This is a genomic window from Nocardioides aurantiacus, assembly GCF_003752505.1.
In the GTDB taxonomy this organism is placed as follows: domain Bacteria; phylum Actinomycetota; class Actinomycetes; order Propionibacteriales; family Nocardioidaceae; genus Marmoricola; species Marmoricola aurantiacus.
Map to the genome: position 1 here is coordinate 2705543 of NZ_RKHO01000001.1, position 13312 is coordinate 2718854.

Annotated in this window: 20 protein-coding genes; 12 read left to right on the forward strand and 8 right to left on the reverse strand. The window is 67.7% G+C overall.

The genetic code is table 11. The annotated features are described in order from the left end of the window. From EDD33_RS13060 to EDD33_RS13095, 9 genes are all read left to right on the forward strand, one after another. Positions 1-1209, forward strand: a complete 1209-nt coding sequence (locus EDD33_RS13060) for a hypothetical protein (protein WP_123391389.1) — start codon at positions 1-3, stop codon at positions 1207-1209. Further along, positions 1206-2066, forward strand: coding sequence for a hypothetical protein (locus EDD33_RS13065; RefSeq protein WP_123391390.1), 861 nt, complete (start codon positions 1206-1208; stop codon positions 2064-2066). The genes EDD33_RS13060 and EDD33_RS13065 overlap by 4 nt, the downstream gene beginning before the upstream one ends. Then, on the forward strand, positions 2063-2377 hold the full coding sequence (locus EDD33_RS13070) for a hypothetical protein (RefSeq protein ID WP_123391391.1): 315 nt from the start codon (positions 2063-2065) through the stop codon (positions 2375-2377). The genes EDD33_RS13065 and EDD33_RS13070 overlap by 4 nt, the downstream gene beginning before the upstream one ends. Positions 2378-2504: 127 nt before the next feature. Further along, positions 2505-2921 carry a hypothetical protein gene (locus EDD33_RS13075; protein WP_123391392.1) on the forward strand — a complete coding sequence of 139 codons (417 nt, stop codon included), beginning with the start codon at positions 2505-2507 and terminating at the stop codon, positions 2919-2921. A 17-nt stretch (positions 2922-2938) separates the two neighbouring features. Then, complete coding sequence (locus EDD33_RS13080) at positions 2939-3340, forward strand: hypothetical protein (protein ID WP_148077082.1); 402 nt, start codon at positions 2939-2941, stop codon at positions 3338-3340. Between the two features lie 149 nt (positions 3341-3489). Further along, a complete protein-coding gene (locus tag EDD33_RS13085; RefSeq protein ID WP_170169816.1) occupies positions 3490-4884 on the forward strand; it encodes a peptidoglycan recognition protein family protein in 1395 nt (464 codons plus the stop codon). Next, complete coding sequence (locus EDD33_RS13090; RefSeq protein WP_123391396.1) at positions 4881-5108, forward strand: hypothetical protein; 228 nt, start codon at positions 4881-4883, stop codon at positions 5106-5108. Before EDD33_RS13085 ends, EDD33_RS13090 begins: the two co-directional genes overlap by 4 nt. A gap of 2 nt (positions 5109-5110) precedes the next feature. Continuing rightward, positions 5111-5242 carry a hypothetical protein gene (locus EDD33_RS20705; protein WP_281274167.1) on the forward strand — a complete coding sequence of 44 codons (132 nt, stop codon included), beginning with the start codon at positions 5111-5113 and terminating at the stop codon, positions 5240-5242. A 9-nt stretch (positions 5243-5251) separates the two neighbouring features. Then, a complete protein-coding gene (locus tag EDD33_RS13095; RefSeq protein ID WP_123391397.1) occupies positions 5252-6868 on the forward strand; it encodes a right-handed parallel beta-helix repeat-containing protein in 1617 nt (538 codons plus the stop codon). Here the strand turns inward: EDD33_RS13095 and EDD33_RS13100 are convergent. Then, positions 6865-7617 (reverse strand): class I SAM-dependent methyltransferase, encoded by a 753-nt coding sequence (locus tag EDD33_RS13100; RefSeq protein WP_123391398.1) that lies wholly within the window; start codon positions 7615-7617, stop codon positions 6865-6867. The genes EDD33_RS13095 and EDD33_RS13100 overlap by 4 nt on opposite strands. Before the next feature lie 144 nt (positions 7618-7761). On the opposite strand from EDD33_RS13100, the gene EDD33_RS13105 reads away from it, so the two are divergent. Together EDD33_RS13105 and EDD33_RS13110 are read left to right on the forward strand one after the other, a co-directional pair. Next, on the forward strand, positions 7762-9003 hold the full coding sequence (locus EDD33_RS13105; protein WP_148077083.1) for a hypothetical protein: 1242 nt from the start codon (positions 7762-7764) through the stop codon (positions 9001-9003). Beyond that, positions 9003-10355, forward strand: coding sequence for an endo-1,3-alpha-glucanase family glycosylhydrolase (locus EDD33_RS13110; protein WP_123391400.1), 1353 nt, complete (start codon positions 9003-9005; stop codon positions 10353-10355). Before EDD33_RS13105 ends, EDD33_RS13110 begins: the two co-directional genes overlap by 1 nt. A 132-nt stretch (positions 10356-10487) precedes the next feature. On the opposite strand, the gene EDD33_RS13115 is transcribed toward EDD33_RS13110, so the two are convergent. The 5 genes from EDD33_RS13115 to EDD33_RS13135 form a co-directional block, all read right to left on the reverse strand. Beyond that, on the reverse strand, positions 10488-10634 hold the full coding sequence (locus tag EDD33_RS13115; protein WP_211332540.1) for a ribbon-helix-helix domain-containing protein: 147 nt from the start codon (positions 10632-10634) through the stop codon (positions 10488-10490). A 300-nt stretch (positions 10635-10934) separates the two neighbouring features. Next, positions 10935-11237 carry a hypothetical protein gene (locus tag EDD33_RS13120; protein WP_148077084.1) on the reverse strand — a complete coding sequence of 101 codons (303 nt, stop codon included), beginning with the start codon at positions 11235-11237 and terminating at the stop codon, positions 10935-10937. A gap of 184 nt (positions 11238-11421) precedes the next feature. Continuing rightward, positions 11422-11655, reverse strand: coding sequence for a hypothetical protein (locus EDD33_RS13130; RefSeq protein ID WP_123391316.1), 234 nt, complete (start codon positions 11653-11655; stop codon positions 11422-11424). 13 nt (positions 11656-11668) lie between these two features. Beyond that, the gene (locus EDD33_RS19795; RefSeq protein ID WP_148077073.1) at positions 11669-12037 is read right to left on the reverse strand and encodes a hypothetical protein; all 369 of its coding nucleotides are present in this window, start codon (positions 12035-12037) and stop codon (positions 11669-11671) included. Then, positions 12034-12222: a hypothetical protein gene (locus EDD33_RS13135; protein ID WP_123391404.1), complete on the reverse strand. Its 189-nt coding sequence runs from the start codon at positions 12220-12222 to the stop codon at positions 12034-12036. Before EDD33_RS13135 ends, EDD33_RS19795 begins: the two co-directional genes overlap by 4 nt. Before the next feature lie 91 nt (positions 12223-12313). Here EDD33_RS13135 and EDD33_RS13140 point away from each other — a divergent pair, with 91 nt between their 5' ends. After that, positions 12314-12565 (forward strand): DUF3263 domain-containing protein, encoded by a 252-nt coding sequence (locus EDD33_RS13140; RefSeq protein WP_123391405.1) that lies wholly within the window; start codon positions 12314-12316, stop codon positions 12563-12565. Positions 12566-12760: 195 nt separating this feature from the next. On the opposite strand, the gene EDD33_RS20085 is transcribed toward EDD33_RS13140, so the two are convergent. Further along, positions 12761-12937, reverse strand: a complete 177-nt coding sequence (locus EDD33_RS20085) for a hypothetical protein (protein WP_170169817.1) — start codon at positions 12935-12937, stop codon at positions 12761-12763. Next, on the reverse strand, positions 12934-13278 hold the full coding sequence (locus EDD33_RS13145) for a hypothetical protein (RefSeq protein ID WP_123391406.1): 345 nt from the start codon (positions 13276-13278) through the stop codon (positions 12934-12936). The genes EDD33_RS20085 and EDD33_RS13145 overlap by 4 nt, the downstream gene beginning before the upstream one ends. Between the last annotated feature and the right edge of the window lie 34 nt (positions 13279-13312).

Here is a 13312-nt window from a genome sequence, read left to right on the forward strand (position 1 = left end):
GTGGCGATCCCCTCCGGCTGGTCCGCAACCGACTGGGCGGCCTACAAGCAGCAGACGCTGCTCCCCTCGCGGATCGCCAACCGCGTCAAGATCCTGGACCTCAACCACAAGCTCCTAGTCGACGTGCCACCGATCGCGTTCACCGAGGGCCAGTGGAACCTCGTCCCCGAAGCAGACGGCGGCGTAGACCGCACCTTCCAGGGGACGTTCTTCGACTTCGCCGACACCCTGGGCGCGCACCTCGACCCCGAGATCGCACCCCGCAGGCTGATCCGCGTCGAGCAGGGCATGTGGATCGAGTCGCTGTCGAAGTGGCTGTGGGTGCCGACGTTCACCGGCCGCCCCCACGTCTCCAACGACAACGGCGGCGGACTCTGGGGCATCGAAGCGCAAGGCAAGGACTGCTTCCACAACCGGGGTGTCCCCGCACAGACGTTCCGCAAGGGCTCCCGCATCGTTGACGCGATCCGCAACTACCTCGTCTCCACGGGCGAGACGAAGATGCTGATCCCGTCCTCCACGGTGTTCACGAAGCGGCTCACCTCCGACATCAAGTTCGGTGGTGCGTCCGACCAGATGACGCCCCTCGCGGCACTGAGGAAGGCTGCGTCGCTACTCGGCTGCCAGCTCTACTGGGACGGCGCCGGGACCGCGATCCTCCGACCCTGGCCCACCGCGTCGTCGCCCGTGTTCTCGTGGGACGGCGAGAAGGGCGCGGTGCTGTCCGAGCCCACGTTCGCCACCGACATGTCGACGCTGAAGAACCGGTGGACGGGTGGCGGTCGGAACACCCTGCGCGCCGACGTGCCCGCGATTGGGGCCTACTCCCCCACGTCGCTCCAGCGCGGCGGTGTCGCATGGTCCGACATCGACTTCGGCGAAGACAACGACTCGCTCTCGTCCACTGCCCTCGCGCAGTTCGGCCGGACCCGCGTCAACCAGCTCGTGACGCTTTCCACCAACGTGTCGTGTGACCTGCTGCCGTTCTTCGCTGTCGACCCGATGGACTACGCCGAGATTCGCATCCCCGGCCGGACCGAGAAGTGCACCATCCGCACCGCGTCGTTCCCCATCGTGGGCGCGTGGACCGCTGGCAGCGACGGGCCCACGATGTCGCTCGGGTCGCACCACAACACCCGCCGCGGGTCCTACGGGTCCGTGCGCGTCACCGGCACCTCACGGAAGCCCACGAAGAGGAGGAAGCGGTGATCCAGCGCGGCACCCTCGACAACGTCACCGCGATCCCCGCCGGCACACTCCTCACCGCCGACGTCGCTGCCGGGGAGGCCGTGCTGCCGGTGGACTGGACGGCCGAGTTCGACGAGTTCGGCGGGCTGCTGTCACTCAACGGCACCGCGCTCGCCTACGTCTCGGCCGACGAGGACGCTTCCACGATCCTGCTCATCGACCCGCTCGCGGCATCTGCTGCGGCTGACGACCAGGTGCTGTCACTGTCGGCTGCCGGGGAGCAGCGCAACCGGATCACCGCCTACGTGCAGATCGACGAGGGCGAGGAACCAGTGCCCCACGAGGTGCCGTCGTCGCTCGAGGGCCGCCTCACCGAGACCACGCCGTCGGGCACGCTCGTCCAGGTCGACACCTCCACCCGCATTGTCGTGGGCGTCGACAACGTGGAAGCGCCGATGGATGGCGCGGTCGTGTGGAACCCCTACCTCGTGCGCCGCATGGCTCCGGCTGTGGTGCCGACCGGCGAGTGGTACACCCCTGAGGCGTGGCTCGATGAGTTCGTGCAGATGGTCGACTACACGACCACCTCCGCGACCGTGAAGATCCCCGGCCTCTACGACGTCAAGGCAGCAGTCGCGTTCGTCATCAACTCCGACGACCGCCGCTACATCCGCATCCTCCTCAACGACGTCCAGGTCGGGTTCAACGCCGCCAGCGCTGAGGCTTCGATCACGACGTTCGTGGACTGTTTCGCCACGGTGGTTCTCGAGGAGGGCGACGTGTTGCAGGTGCAGGTCATGCAGGGCACGGGTGCCGGGTTGGCGCTGTCCACTGGCGCCGGTCGTTGTGCGTTCTCGATGTACCGGGTGTCGGTGTGACCCGCTTCGACCAGATCACCCTGCCCCGCCCAGCCGACTCGGTCGACGTGTCGCCTGCGACCACCGCCAAGCGCACCGGTCCCGCGATGTGGATCGCGCCCGGTTCGCTGGAGGTGCCGTTCGACCGCGAGCTCACTACCACCGAGGTCGCCGCGGTCCGGGCACTGCTCACCGTGCCCACCGACGAGGCGGCAACGTGGCGCAGCGACCTGGAGAAGTACCTGGCGCTGACCACGCCGACGACCGCGCAGAACACTGCCGCGATCCGAACCCTCGCGCACCTCGCGCTGGACATGCTCGACCGCAAGTAAGTGACGGGCGACCGGTCGCACTGACCGGCCGCCCTCCCCGCAGAGCCCTGGCTGCAACCGGTGCCCTGCGGATAGCGCGTCAACCTACCGACCCACCGCCCTCCGCACTAGGGCCGAGAGGGGACTAATGCCTATCCAGCGAACCTCAGCCAAGGTGGCGTTCCGTCGCCCCTGGCCGGGGACACGTCGCGGCCTGAAGCTCTGGCTGCTGTCCATCGTCATCGGGCTACTCGGGTTCAACTACATCGTCTCCCCCGTGCCGACCTCGACCGAGCAGGCACTCACACTCCCCGGCGAGGTGATGCCGCTGGAGTGGTGGGGCATCGGCATCGTGGGGCTCTGCGTCGTGGCTGGTTTCTGCTCCTACTGCCACATGGGCCGCGACCGCTACGGCTACTACATGCTGAGCGTGTTCGCCGTCGCGTGGGGCACCGCGTACCTAGTCAGCCCGTTCCTGTTTGACGCATCGACACGCGCCTTCTCGGGTGCGCTCTCCTGGTACGTCATCTTCGGGTTCCTGGTGCTTTCGGCTGGTGACGAGTGACTGCGGCGCAGGCGACCGTGATCGGTGCGCTGCTGGTGTTCTCGGCGTCCATCATCGGCGCCCTGCTGGTCCGCAACAGCACGAAGAAGGCTCAGGCTCTCGACGCCCGGAAGGTCGACCTCGACGAGTTCCGTGAGGTGCAGGCCCGTAACGAGGCTGCGCTAGATCGTGCGGACAAGCGGATCGCCGACCTGGAGGCCCGTCTGGTGACTGAGCACGAGGCCCGGCAGCGGTCCGACGAGCGCGCGGACGAGGCCGAGAAGGCAGCCCAGCGCGCCGAGCGACGTACGGCCGAGGTCGAGGAGCAGGGCAAGCGCCTGGCCCGTCGACTGTCGCGTTCTGAGCGGCGCGTGAAGCAGCTCGAGAAGGCGATGGCCGACGCGGGCGTGCCCGTGCCCGACCCACTCCCCGACGACTGACCCGCCACCCCCATCTACGAAGCCCCTCGAAGGGCGGTCTCGTCATGCCCACCAACATCTCTGTCACCCACGCCTCGATGCGTTGGGATCGCATCCGCAGCAAGACCATCGCGGCCGACCTCGCGCACCTCCAGGAGTCGTGCCTGGTCGTGACGCTCACCGAGATCGGCGGGCTGACGGACCTCGAACTGCGGAAGCTCGCGAACGGGTGGCCCTTCTTCCGTGGCGCGAACGTCCCCGGGGTCGACGAATGCGCGATCCTCTGGCACCCCAGCCTCACCGCCGCCGCGCCCGGCTACGTGCAGAAGATCTCCGACCTGCAATACCAGCAGGCCGACGCCGACTGGGTGCCCAAGGTTCACGCCGCCGTCCAGCCGCTCCGGTTCCCCGACGGCCAGGTCGTCACCTTCATCACCCTGCACGCCGCGCTTCGCAACACCCCCCGCCGCGTCAAGGTCTCCGACGACGGGCTCCGGTTTCTAGGTGCGTGGCTGCCGACGATCGCCGGCCCGAAGGTCGTCATGGCCGACTGGAACCTCGGCTACCGCGTCGCTGCCCACCGCGCCGCCCTTGAGCGCCTATCCAATGCCACCGGCATGACGTGGGCGTGGCAGGACAACGTCGAGGGCTTCGACACCAAGAAGTCGCTGATCGACGGAGTGCTGACCGACCTCCCCGTCCGCGAGTCGACTCTGCTGCCTGCCATCGCGTCGTCCGACCACTGGCCCGTGCGCGTCGACCTGACGCTGCCCGACTCCGCTCCCCTGCCCACACCGCCCCAGGAGGCACCCGTGGCACGACTTCCGATCGACCTCCCCACGACTCTGCGCAAGGCGGGTCTCAAGGTCCAGGTCCACGGCAACGACTGGCAGGCGCGTGGGCGCCCGGGTTCCTTCAACCCGGTCGGTGTGCTGTGCCACCACACGGCCACCTCGAAGCGCACTTCGGACGGGGCGACCATCCAGTTGCTGATCGACGGTCGCCCGGACCTGCCGGGGCCGCTCTGCCAACTGGGTCTCTCGCGAGATGGAACTGTCCACGTGATCGCGGGCGGTCGCACCAACCACGGCGGCAAAGCGAAGTCGTCGGGCACGGTTTCGGCGGGTGACGCCAACAGCCTCTACATCGGCATCGAGGCGTTCAACGACGGCGTGGGCGAGCCCTGGCCCAAGGAGCAGGTCGACGCCTACGTACTGCTCGCCGCGACGCTCTGCAAGAAGGTCACGGGCAACTCCGCCGAGACGGTCCGCGGCCACAAGGAGACCAGCGTCACCGGGAAGATCGACCCGACCTTCTCGATGCCGGACTTCCGCAAGCGCGTCGCCGCGGCAATCAGCAGCGGCCCCACCAAGCCCTTCAGTCCCAGCAAGGAGGCCCCCGTGGTCAAGCTGAACGGCGTCCAGATCTTCCAGCGCGAGGCTCTTGCCCTGGTCGACAAGCACGCCCCCGCGATCATCGCCGCCCGCAGCAAGCAGGCAGGCAAGGGCGTCGGGGCCAGGGCGTACTTCGCTCTGCTGCGAACCACGATCAAGGGGTTCAAGTGACCGCGATCAACGTCCCGGCGCGGGTTCGGTTCTGGCTCTACATCGTTGGCGCCGTGGCTGCGCCGCTGGTCACCTACCTGTTTGCCGAGGGCATCTTCAACGCCGCAGCGGTGGCTCTGGCGACGGCCTACATCTCACTGCTCAACGCGCTCGCTGCCGCCAAGACGGACCTGAGCGAGCCGAACACCCGGCCCGTCCACCCGGTCGAGCCCGACGGTCACTGACGATGCGCGCCTGGCTCCGCGACAACGGCTGGACCGGCGTCCGTGAAGCCGCCTCGATCTTCGCGCTCGTCCCCGTCGAATGCGCCCGCAACGCACGCGACGCCCTGCTGCGCCGCCCCCACACCTACCGCTAGGAGCGCCACGTGCCGATCCCCGCCGCCGACCCGTTGACCGACGGCGTCACCGCAACCATCAGCGGACCCGTCAAGCTCCCCGGCGGTCTCGCCCCACTCGAGGGCACCTGGTACGCACGCATCCGCACCCTCAACGGTGCCACCATCGACTCCGACGGCACGATCCGTGGCGGCATCCAGGGTGTCTACGACGACGGAGACGGCGCCGTGATGGTGCTGCCGCTGGGGTCGTATGAGTTCCGGTTCGAGTCCTCCAACATCAACCCCCACACCGGACAGCGCGACCAGTACGGCTGGTACCCCTTCGACCTCGTCGAGGACACCCTGTGGGGCGTCATCATGGAGACCCCCGTCGAGGTGCCCGTCACCCCGTCGGACGTCACCCGCGCTGAGGCTGCACGCGACACAGCCGAGCAGTTCGCGGCCGACGCCCAGGTCGCCGCAGAATCGGTCTACCAGATCGGCACCGACAACGACACCGCGGTCGCTGGCGCAGTCAACACCACCGGCACGGCGCGAGAAGCCGTCAAGAACGCCGCCACCACCGTCGCCGTCACCATCAAGGAAGCGCCCCTCTCCCCCTTCCGCTACGGCCTGACCGTGGCGATGGAGGGCGACCCTAGTGCCGTCGCCGCCGTCACCGCCGCATTCCAGGCCACCATCAACGCACTCCCTGCCTCGCAGGGCGCCATGCTCATCCCCCGCGGCAGCTGGTTCTGCTCCGGCCTTAAGAGCCAGGGCCGACAGTTCGACATCCACGGCCTCGGTCGCCAGGTCAGCGCACTGCGACTCGTGCACCACGCGGGCACTGCGACGCCCATGATCCACATCCTCGCCGACACCGCACCCAACTATGGTGCGGGCGTCATCCGCGACTTCACCATCGGCCTCGCCTCCGGTGTCGAGGCCGCGACCCCCGGTGCGTGCATCAAGGTCGAGGGCGCCTACGCAGCCGATATCGGCGTCGAGGACATGTGGCTCGGTGGCGGCTCGGTCGGGGTCTGGTGGGCCGGCGCCACCAACGGCCACGTCTCCCGGACCACCATCGAAGGCTGCCAGGGGTCCGGCATCTACGCCGAGAACTCCAAGCTCCTCAGCTTCGACACGATCCAGACGTTCCAGAACAACGCCAACGGCATCGAGCTCCAGAACTGCCAGAGCATCGAAATCCTAGGCGGGAAGCACATCGAGAACTACGGCAACGGGCTGCTCGCAAACTCCGGTGGCGCCATCAAGGTCGTCGGCGGGCTCTGGGACAACAACTCCAAGCAGTTCGCCTACAACCCCGCCGCGCCGGGCTTCTCGACCTACGACAACATCCGCTACATGGGGGTCAACAAGGGTGAGGTCACCGCGACAGCGCACGTCTCTTCCCTCGGTCAGCCGTGGGCAAAGCGCGCCGTCTACATCGACCCCACGTCGTACCACGTCAGCATCCTCGGCGGCGAGGTCGACGCCGACGCGGTGACCACCGACTCGTTCGTCAATCTCTCCGAAAACGGCCAGGTCATCACCCGTGACCGGGTGCAGTTGCGGTCCCCCATCAAGATTGGCGGGATGTTCCTCCGTGACGGTGGTGGTCTGCTCCAGCAGTCCGCCAACGGTTCGACGTGGACGAACCTCTAGCCGGTCGCCAGCATGAGGTAACGCTTGCGACCCGACTCGGAGTGCCGATTCAGGTCCGCCAGCGTCACTAGCTCAGGTGTCTCGGCCACGAAGGCGTCGACCGCCTCGGTGACACCGGGCCAGTCGGGGTGGTCGTAGTCATCAGCCACGATCACCCCACCCGGCAGCAGGTGGCGGCGAGCGAGCCGTAGGTCCGACAGGACGTCGTCGCGTTCGTGGCTGCCGTCGACGTGGACGAACCGGAACCGGGCGGCGTCGTCCAGGTGCAGGTCGGTCGAGTAGACCTCGTGGATCACCAGCCGCGCCTGGTCGAACCCGGGCACGCCGCGCGTGACGTTGCGGCGCAGACCTGTCGGCGTCGGCGGGTCGGCAACGTACACGTCGCCGCTCTGGAACGGGTCGCACACCACTAGGGTCTCGCCGTCGCGTACTTGCTCGGCGAGGACGATCGTCGACCGCCCGTGAAACGGGCCGATCTCAAGGATGTCGCCGTGGAGCCCTTGGGCTGACTGCATAGCGAGGACGAGCGTGAAGTGGGCAGCGTCGTCGTAGGTGAACCACCCCTGGATGCCCCGCATCGAAGCGAACGTGGTCGCGGTCGGGCCGGGCCGGGCGTCTTTCGCGAACGTTGTCGAGTCAGGGTTTGCGCGGCCCTTGACTACAAGGTTCTTCGCTCGGATCTGCGCCGCCCGGACGGCTCGCGTCGGGTCGTTCCGGATCACGTCGAGACGGCGCTTGTCCAACAGCATCGCCGCAACTTAACAGCGCCGCGCTCGGTCACAGCGGCCAAATCGTGGCGACTTTCCGCCACGAACCCGCCACCGCCGATCACCGCCACCCGCTGCGTCATGCCCGAACGGTATGCCCAACAGTTCACCTTTGAGGAGCCCCACATGGCCGGAATCACTGTCGGCGGCACCACAGACGACTGGATTCTCAACTCGTCGACCGGGCTGCCCCTGAAGCGCGCGTCCAAGCTTCGCCGGTACGCGACCCTCACGGGCGGGTCACCGCTGACTCTGACGCTGAATGGGCAGTCCGTCACCGAGATCCCCGTGCCGCCCGGTGGGTTCTACCCCGAGCACACCCTGCCCGAGGGTGTCTCCACCACGTACGTCGTCGCTCTCGAGACCGCCAACGCCACCGACGCGAACTTCGCAGCCGCGCCCCGCTATAAGGAAGTCCCGCCCGGAAGTGGTGGCGGTGGCGGGACCAGCGACTACAACGCGCTGCTCAACAAGCCGACCCTCTCGACCGTCGCAGGAACCGGCGCCTACGCGGACCTCACCGGCAAGCCCACCCTCGCCGCCGTCGCTGGCACCGGGTCGTACGGCGACCTGTCCGGGAAGCCGACGATCCCCACCACCCCCGGTGAGGTCGGTGCAGCGGCGGCCACCCACACGCACTCCGCGACCCAGATCAGCAATTCCACCACCACGGGCCGCAACGTCCTCACCGCCGCAGACAAGGCAGCCGCACGGGCCGCGATCGGGCTGGTCACCGGGAGCCCCGCCGCCGACGAATACCAGCTCCTCGACACCGCCAACGTCGGACTCGGGGCCGTCCAGCCGCCGCCCGCCAAGGGCCAGTTCGTAATGCCGTCCGTCACCCACGGCGCACAAACCCCCCGCGCCGGCACCCACTACGTGCCGCTGTACCTCACCCCCGGCACCTACGACGCACTCGGCTGCAACGTCAACGTCCAGCAGGTCGGCGGCTCCACCACCTTCAAGCTCGCACTGTTCAAGGCGCACCCGCTCGGCCTATGGGACGACTCCACCGGCCCGCTGCGTGAAGCGACCGTCGACCTCACCACAGGCGGGACCGGACAGCGCACCGTCACCGTCACCGACCTAGTCGTCACCGAACCCGGCTGGTACTACGTCGCCGCGCTGTACGCCGTCACCACCGCACCCACCACCTCCGCGACACTGCTGTGCTCACAGGGCACCACCGGCTACTCCCTGCCGTGGACCACCATTACCGGCAACGTCCCCAAGACCGCCTACATCTACCTCAGCGTCACCGCTTGGCCCACCACCACCATCGCAGCCGACGGAACCGTCAACGCCTCGCTGACCGTCAACGGCAACCTCAACTCGCCCATCGTCGGCGTCCGTCGCAAGGCCGCCTGATGGCCGGGTTCCTGGCCGCACGCCCCCCCGCCGGGACGCCTCCACCGACCATCGACACGACCCGGTTCGTCGACGCCCACGACATGACGTCCTCCGCGCTCGACATGAACCAATCCGGGACCTACTTCGCGAACAACTACATCAACCCCGCAGGCGAAGGTGGGGTCCATGCGGCCTACGGCGGCTTCACCCGCGACCAACAGATCGCCTACCCCGGCACCACCACCTCCGCGTGGCAGCTCGAGTACGCCCGCACGGAGGTCGCCCGCGCAAAGGCCGCCGGGATCGACGGGTTCCTCGGCAACATGATGTCCGCCAGTGGCGACAATCAGACCCGTGCGCTCGCGATGGCTCAGGCGTGCGCCGAAGACGGCACCATGCGCTACACCCCGAACGTCGACACCAACGGCAGCATCGCGTCCTTGTCGGCAGCCGGGATCGCGGACGTCCTCGAGGCCGTCTACGAAACCGGGTCCGCACGGGTCGTCGGCGGGAAGTACCTGCTGTCGTCGTTCAAGGCCGAAGGGAAGACCGTCGCCTGGTGGACGGCACTCAAGACCGAGCTCGCCAACCGCGGCTACCCCGTCGAGTTCATCGCCGTGCTCCTCAACGCCTCCGACGCCAACATGGAAGCGTTCGCACCGATCTCGTGGGCGCTGTCGGTGTGGGGTCCCGCTCGACCGCAGAACGTCGTCAGCCTCGCCGGGCGCGCACAGAAGGCACACGCGCTGGGCCGCAAGTGGATGGGTCCGATCCGACCGCAGGACTTCCGCCCCCGTGACGGCGACGTGGCCGAGGCGCAGAACACCGACCTGTGGCGCGGAATGTGGGGCGCCGCGATGCAGGCCGGCACCTCGGGTGCCGACTGTGTGCAGCTTGTGACGTGGGATGACTACGCCGAACACACCCACATCTCGCCATCGGTGGGCGGCGGCTATGCGTGGGCGAAGCTGACGAAGGTCTATGGGGCGGCGTTCAAGGCGCAGGCCTCGGTGGCGGTGACGAGCCCGCTGGTGGTGCTGACCCACCGCAAGCACCCCGCCGCGGCAACGCCGAGCAACCAGACCGAACTCGCGTCACCCACCCTCGACGGCACCTCCACGATGCGGAACACCACCGAGGCGCTATGCATCCTCCCCGCGGCCGGAACGGTGTCGGTCAACGGCGGCACCGCGACCGCCGTGCCTGCGAACACCCCGACCGCCGTCACCGCCCCCCTCGTCGTCGGGGGCGCGAACACTGCGGTCGTCACGGGGCAGTCGGGCGGCACGTTCACCGTTACCTCAGCCCACACCACGACCGCCACCCCGGCCGTGCAGGACCTGCACTACAAGGCCACCGTCTACGGCTGAGACTCACCCGCACGAACCGCTCCCCCTTCCTGGCTCACGCAGCCAGGGAGGGGGTGCTTTGTCGTACCCACCTGGCAACGTGACGCCCATGCTCAGGGATGCTCGGCGCGCCATGCTCGACTTCGAGCGCAACTACTTCCTCTTTACGTACCTCGCCAGGTAGGCCCGCAACACAGCCCCAAGGTTCGACCCCTCGGCACGCGCCTTCTCCTGCGCCGCCCGCCACAACTCGACGTCGCAGCGAAACGACTGGAGCGGCGTCTTTGGCTTGTTGGGCACGCGCTTGACAGTAGCGGGTGTCATAACGCCACGAACTCGGACTCGGTCTCTACGTAGGCGCAGGGGCGGCCCGGGGTTGAACCGGGATCTACCTCTCTGTTCCCACCCGAAGGCGAGGTGGCCACGGCTCGCTCTGACGTTGAGCTACCGCCCCTGCTGGTATCAGTGTAGTCACTCATTCGACCGGCCCCCGCTCAGCGCCACAGACCCAGCACCGTTGCCACACGGGGCGGCGGCTACTGGTGGGCGACTCTCGGGTGATGCGCCACTCGTGGCGGCCGAAGACGCAACGCAGGACGGTCACGACGGCCTCGCCGCAGCCTTGCGCCAACGTCGCAGCGCGAGATACGCCGTCGCCGGGTTGGCGTGGCGGGACACCCCCCGACAGCCGTCGCTCACGCCGAACCGCTCAAACCGCGGCTCGCGGCGGTCGTACTCCCATGTAAGCCCGAACAGACGCTTACGGGGCGCGGCCTTCTTGAACTGGAGGCCGTCGAGTGCGGGCAGGTTGACCTTCTGCCAAGTGAGTGTCGAGTTCTGGTTCAGGTAATCACTGAGGCGCTGCATTGCCGCCCGATCCTCACTGTTCGGCTGGTGCTGCATCACTCCCCCCCTTTGACGACCGAGCAGTGTTCGAGCACTACCCCGACCCGATATAGCGTCTCGATCGGCTTCGCGGTCCCGTATATGACGTCGTGCACCAGGACCAGCGCAGCCTCAACCGCGTCTTGGGCGGTGCGACGGGCGGTCAGGTTGTCGTCGCTCAAGTGGAGGTGGCGTCCGTGGCTCACGGTGCCACCGACGCGGGGTTGAGGTGGTCGCCGGGCTCAACGGTGACCGTGATGCAGACCGGGCCGCCCATCTCGTTGACCGTGGTCCGGTGTAGGTAGATCGTTCGCTGACGCACACCGCTCTCGTCTTCAACGGTCGAGTAAGCCACGAGCCCGTCGTCGGACAGTCGCATGTGGGGGTACATCAGAAGGCTGTGGCGGGTCATCACGGTCAGGGTCTCGGTCTTCATCTGGTTCGTGCGATCACTCATGGTTTGCTCCGATCTGGTGGGTCATGTGTCCGGCGTCTTCCTCCCAGGTTGCTTGCTCACCGAGGACGCGGAAGATCGGCTCCCAGTGCTCAGGGCAGACCTTGTGCATCGACCCGTCGTTGAAAAACACGGGGCCTCGCTGGTCGGCCTCATCGTTCTCACAGCCGCGAATGGCGCAGGTGTCGGGTAGCGCAAGCCATTCGTCGATGCGCCACTCACGCTGACCCGCGGGGGGAGTGAGTGCGAACGTGTGGGCGCATGGCACCTGCTCACAGACGCAGTGCGCGCTTTCCGGATGACGAACGCAGCCACGAACGTGCGCCATCGAACCCTCGCCAGGACAGCACCGGTCGGCACTCATAGTGCCTTCGCCTCGATGTTGAGCACGCGCAGGGCGGCGTAGACCGACTCGATCTTCTCGTCGGCCGCGACGTACTCCGGCGTGCCGGGCTTGTGCTTGCGGCGCTCCGCGTAGGCCGCATCCATGTCGTCGCCGAGTTCGTCGTACAGGAACCCGAGCGGCTTACGCTCACTGGTCGGTGTCATAACACCAACCCTACCACGGTGTTATGACACCAAACTACAATCTGACCAGCGCCTACGCCCGGCTGTCAGACCCCGCTGACAACCTGCGCGGATGGGCGACCTCACCGACACACACCGCGCGATCATCGACTTCGAACGCGACCACCCCGTCTGGCGCTATCCGGCCGCGAAAGAGACCGCCGTGCGTCAACGGTTCGGGATGACAGCGGCCAGGTACTACCAGGTGCTCGGGTGGGTGATCGAGCAGCAGGAGGCGGTGGAGTATGCGCCGTGGACTGCCAACCGTTTGCGGCGGCTGACTGAGAAGCGGCGTGAAGCTAGGAGCTCAAGTCGCGGGGAGTGAAGCGGTGGGGTCGTCGTAACGCGGGCAGTCAGTACCGTGCTCACCCGACGACTCGGGGTTACCGCACCCGCCGCAGTAGGTCTCGACCCAATTGTGGTGCATCTGGAATCCAAGGGACTCTGCGTTCATGTCCTCATCCTCCCTCTCGTTTGACGTGCGACTGAGCATTCTGTGTGCACGGTCAGGGGTTGGGGGCTAGGCGAGCTGCCGCGGGAACAGATTGTCCAGCGCGGCGACCGCGGCCACCCCGGCCAGCTGGTCACACAAGTCGTAAGGGTCGATCTGCCAGTCGCCCGCGATCTCTTCCCAGTCGACCTCGGCAAACATGGCGGACGACAGCCGGGCGACGAGATCTGGCGCGTCGGCGGTCACTGCGCGGCCATCTCCATCTCAGACGAGCACTCGGCCACCGGGGTCTCGATGAACACCGCCTCGAACACGACCGGCGTGCCGTCGTGCGCGGGCCAGGTGGCGCGGAGGGCGTGGTGGTAGGTGCCGTGGTGCGTGAGGCGGTCGCCGCCCGTGAGCTCGACGCCCAGCATCTGCGCCCACTCGCGCATGTCGGCCAGGGTGTCGAACGCCAGGTTGACCTCGGCCTGCCGGTGGAGCGAGCCGTAGATGTGGACGGCGCGGGGCTCGGGCAGGTCGCCGGCCGTGGCGCGCATGAAGCCGGCGAAGGCGGTGGCTGCGTGGAGGGTGTTGGTGGTGGTCATCGCTGTCCTCAGATCGACTAGTGCCGGGTACGCC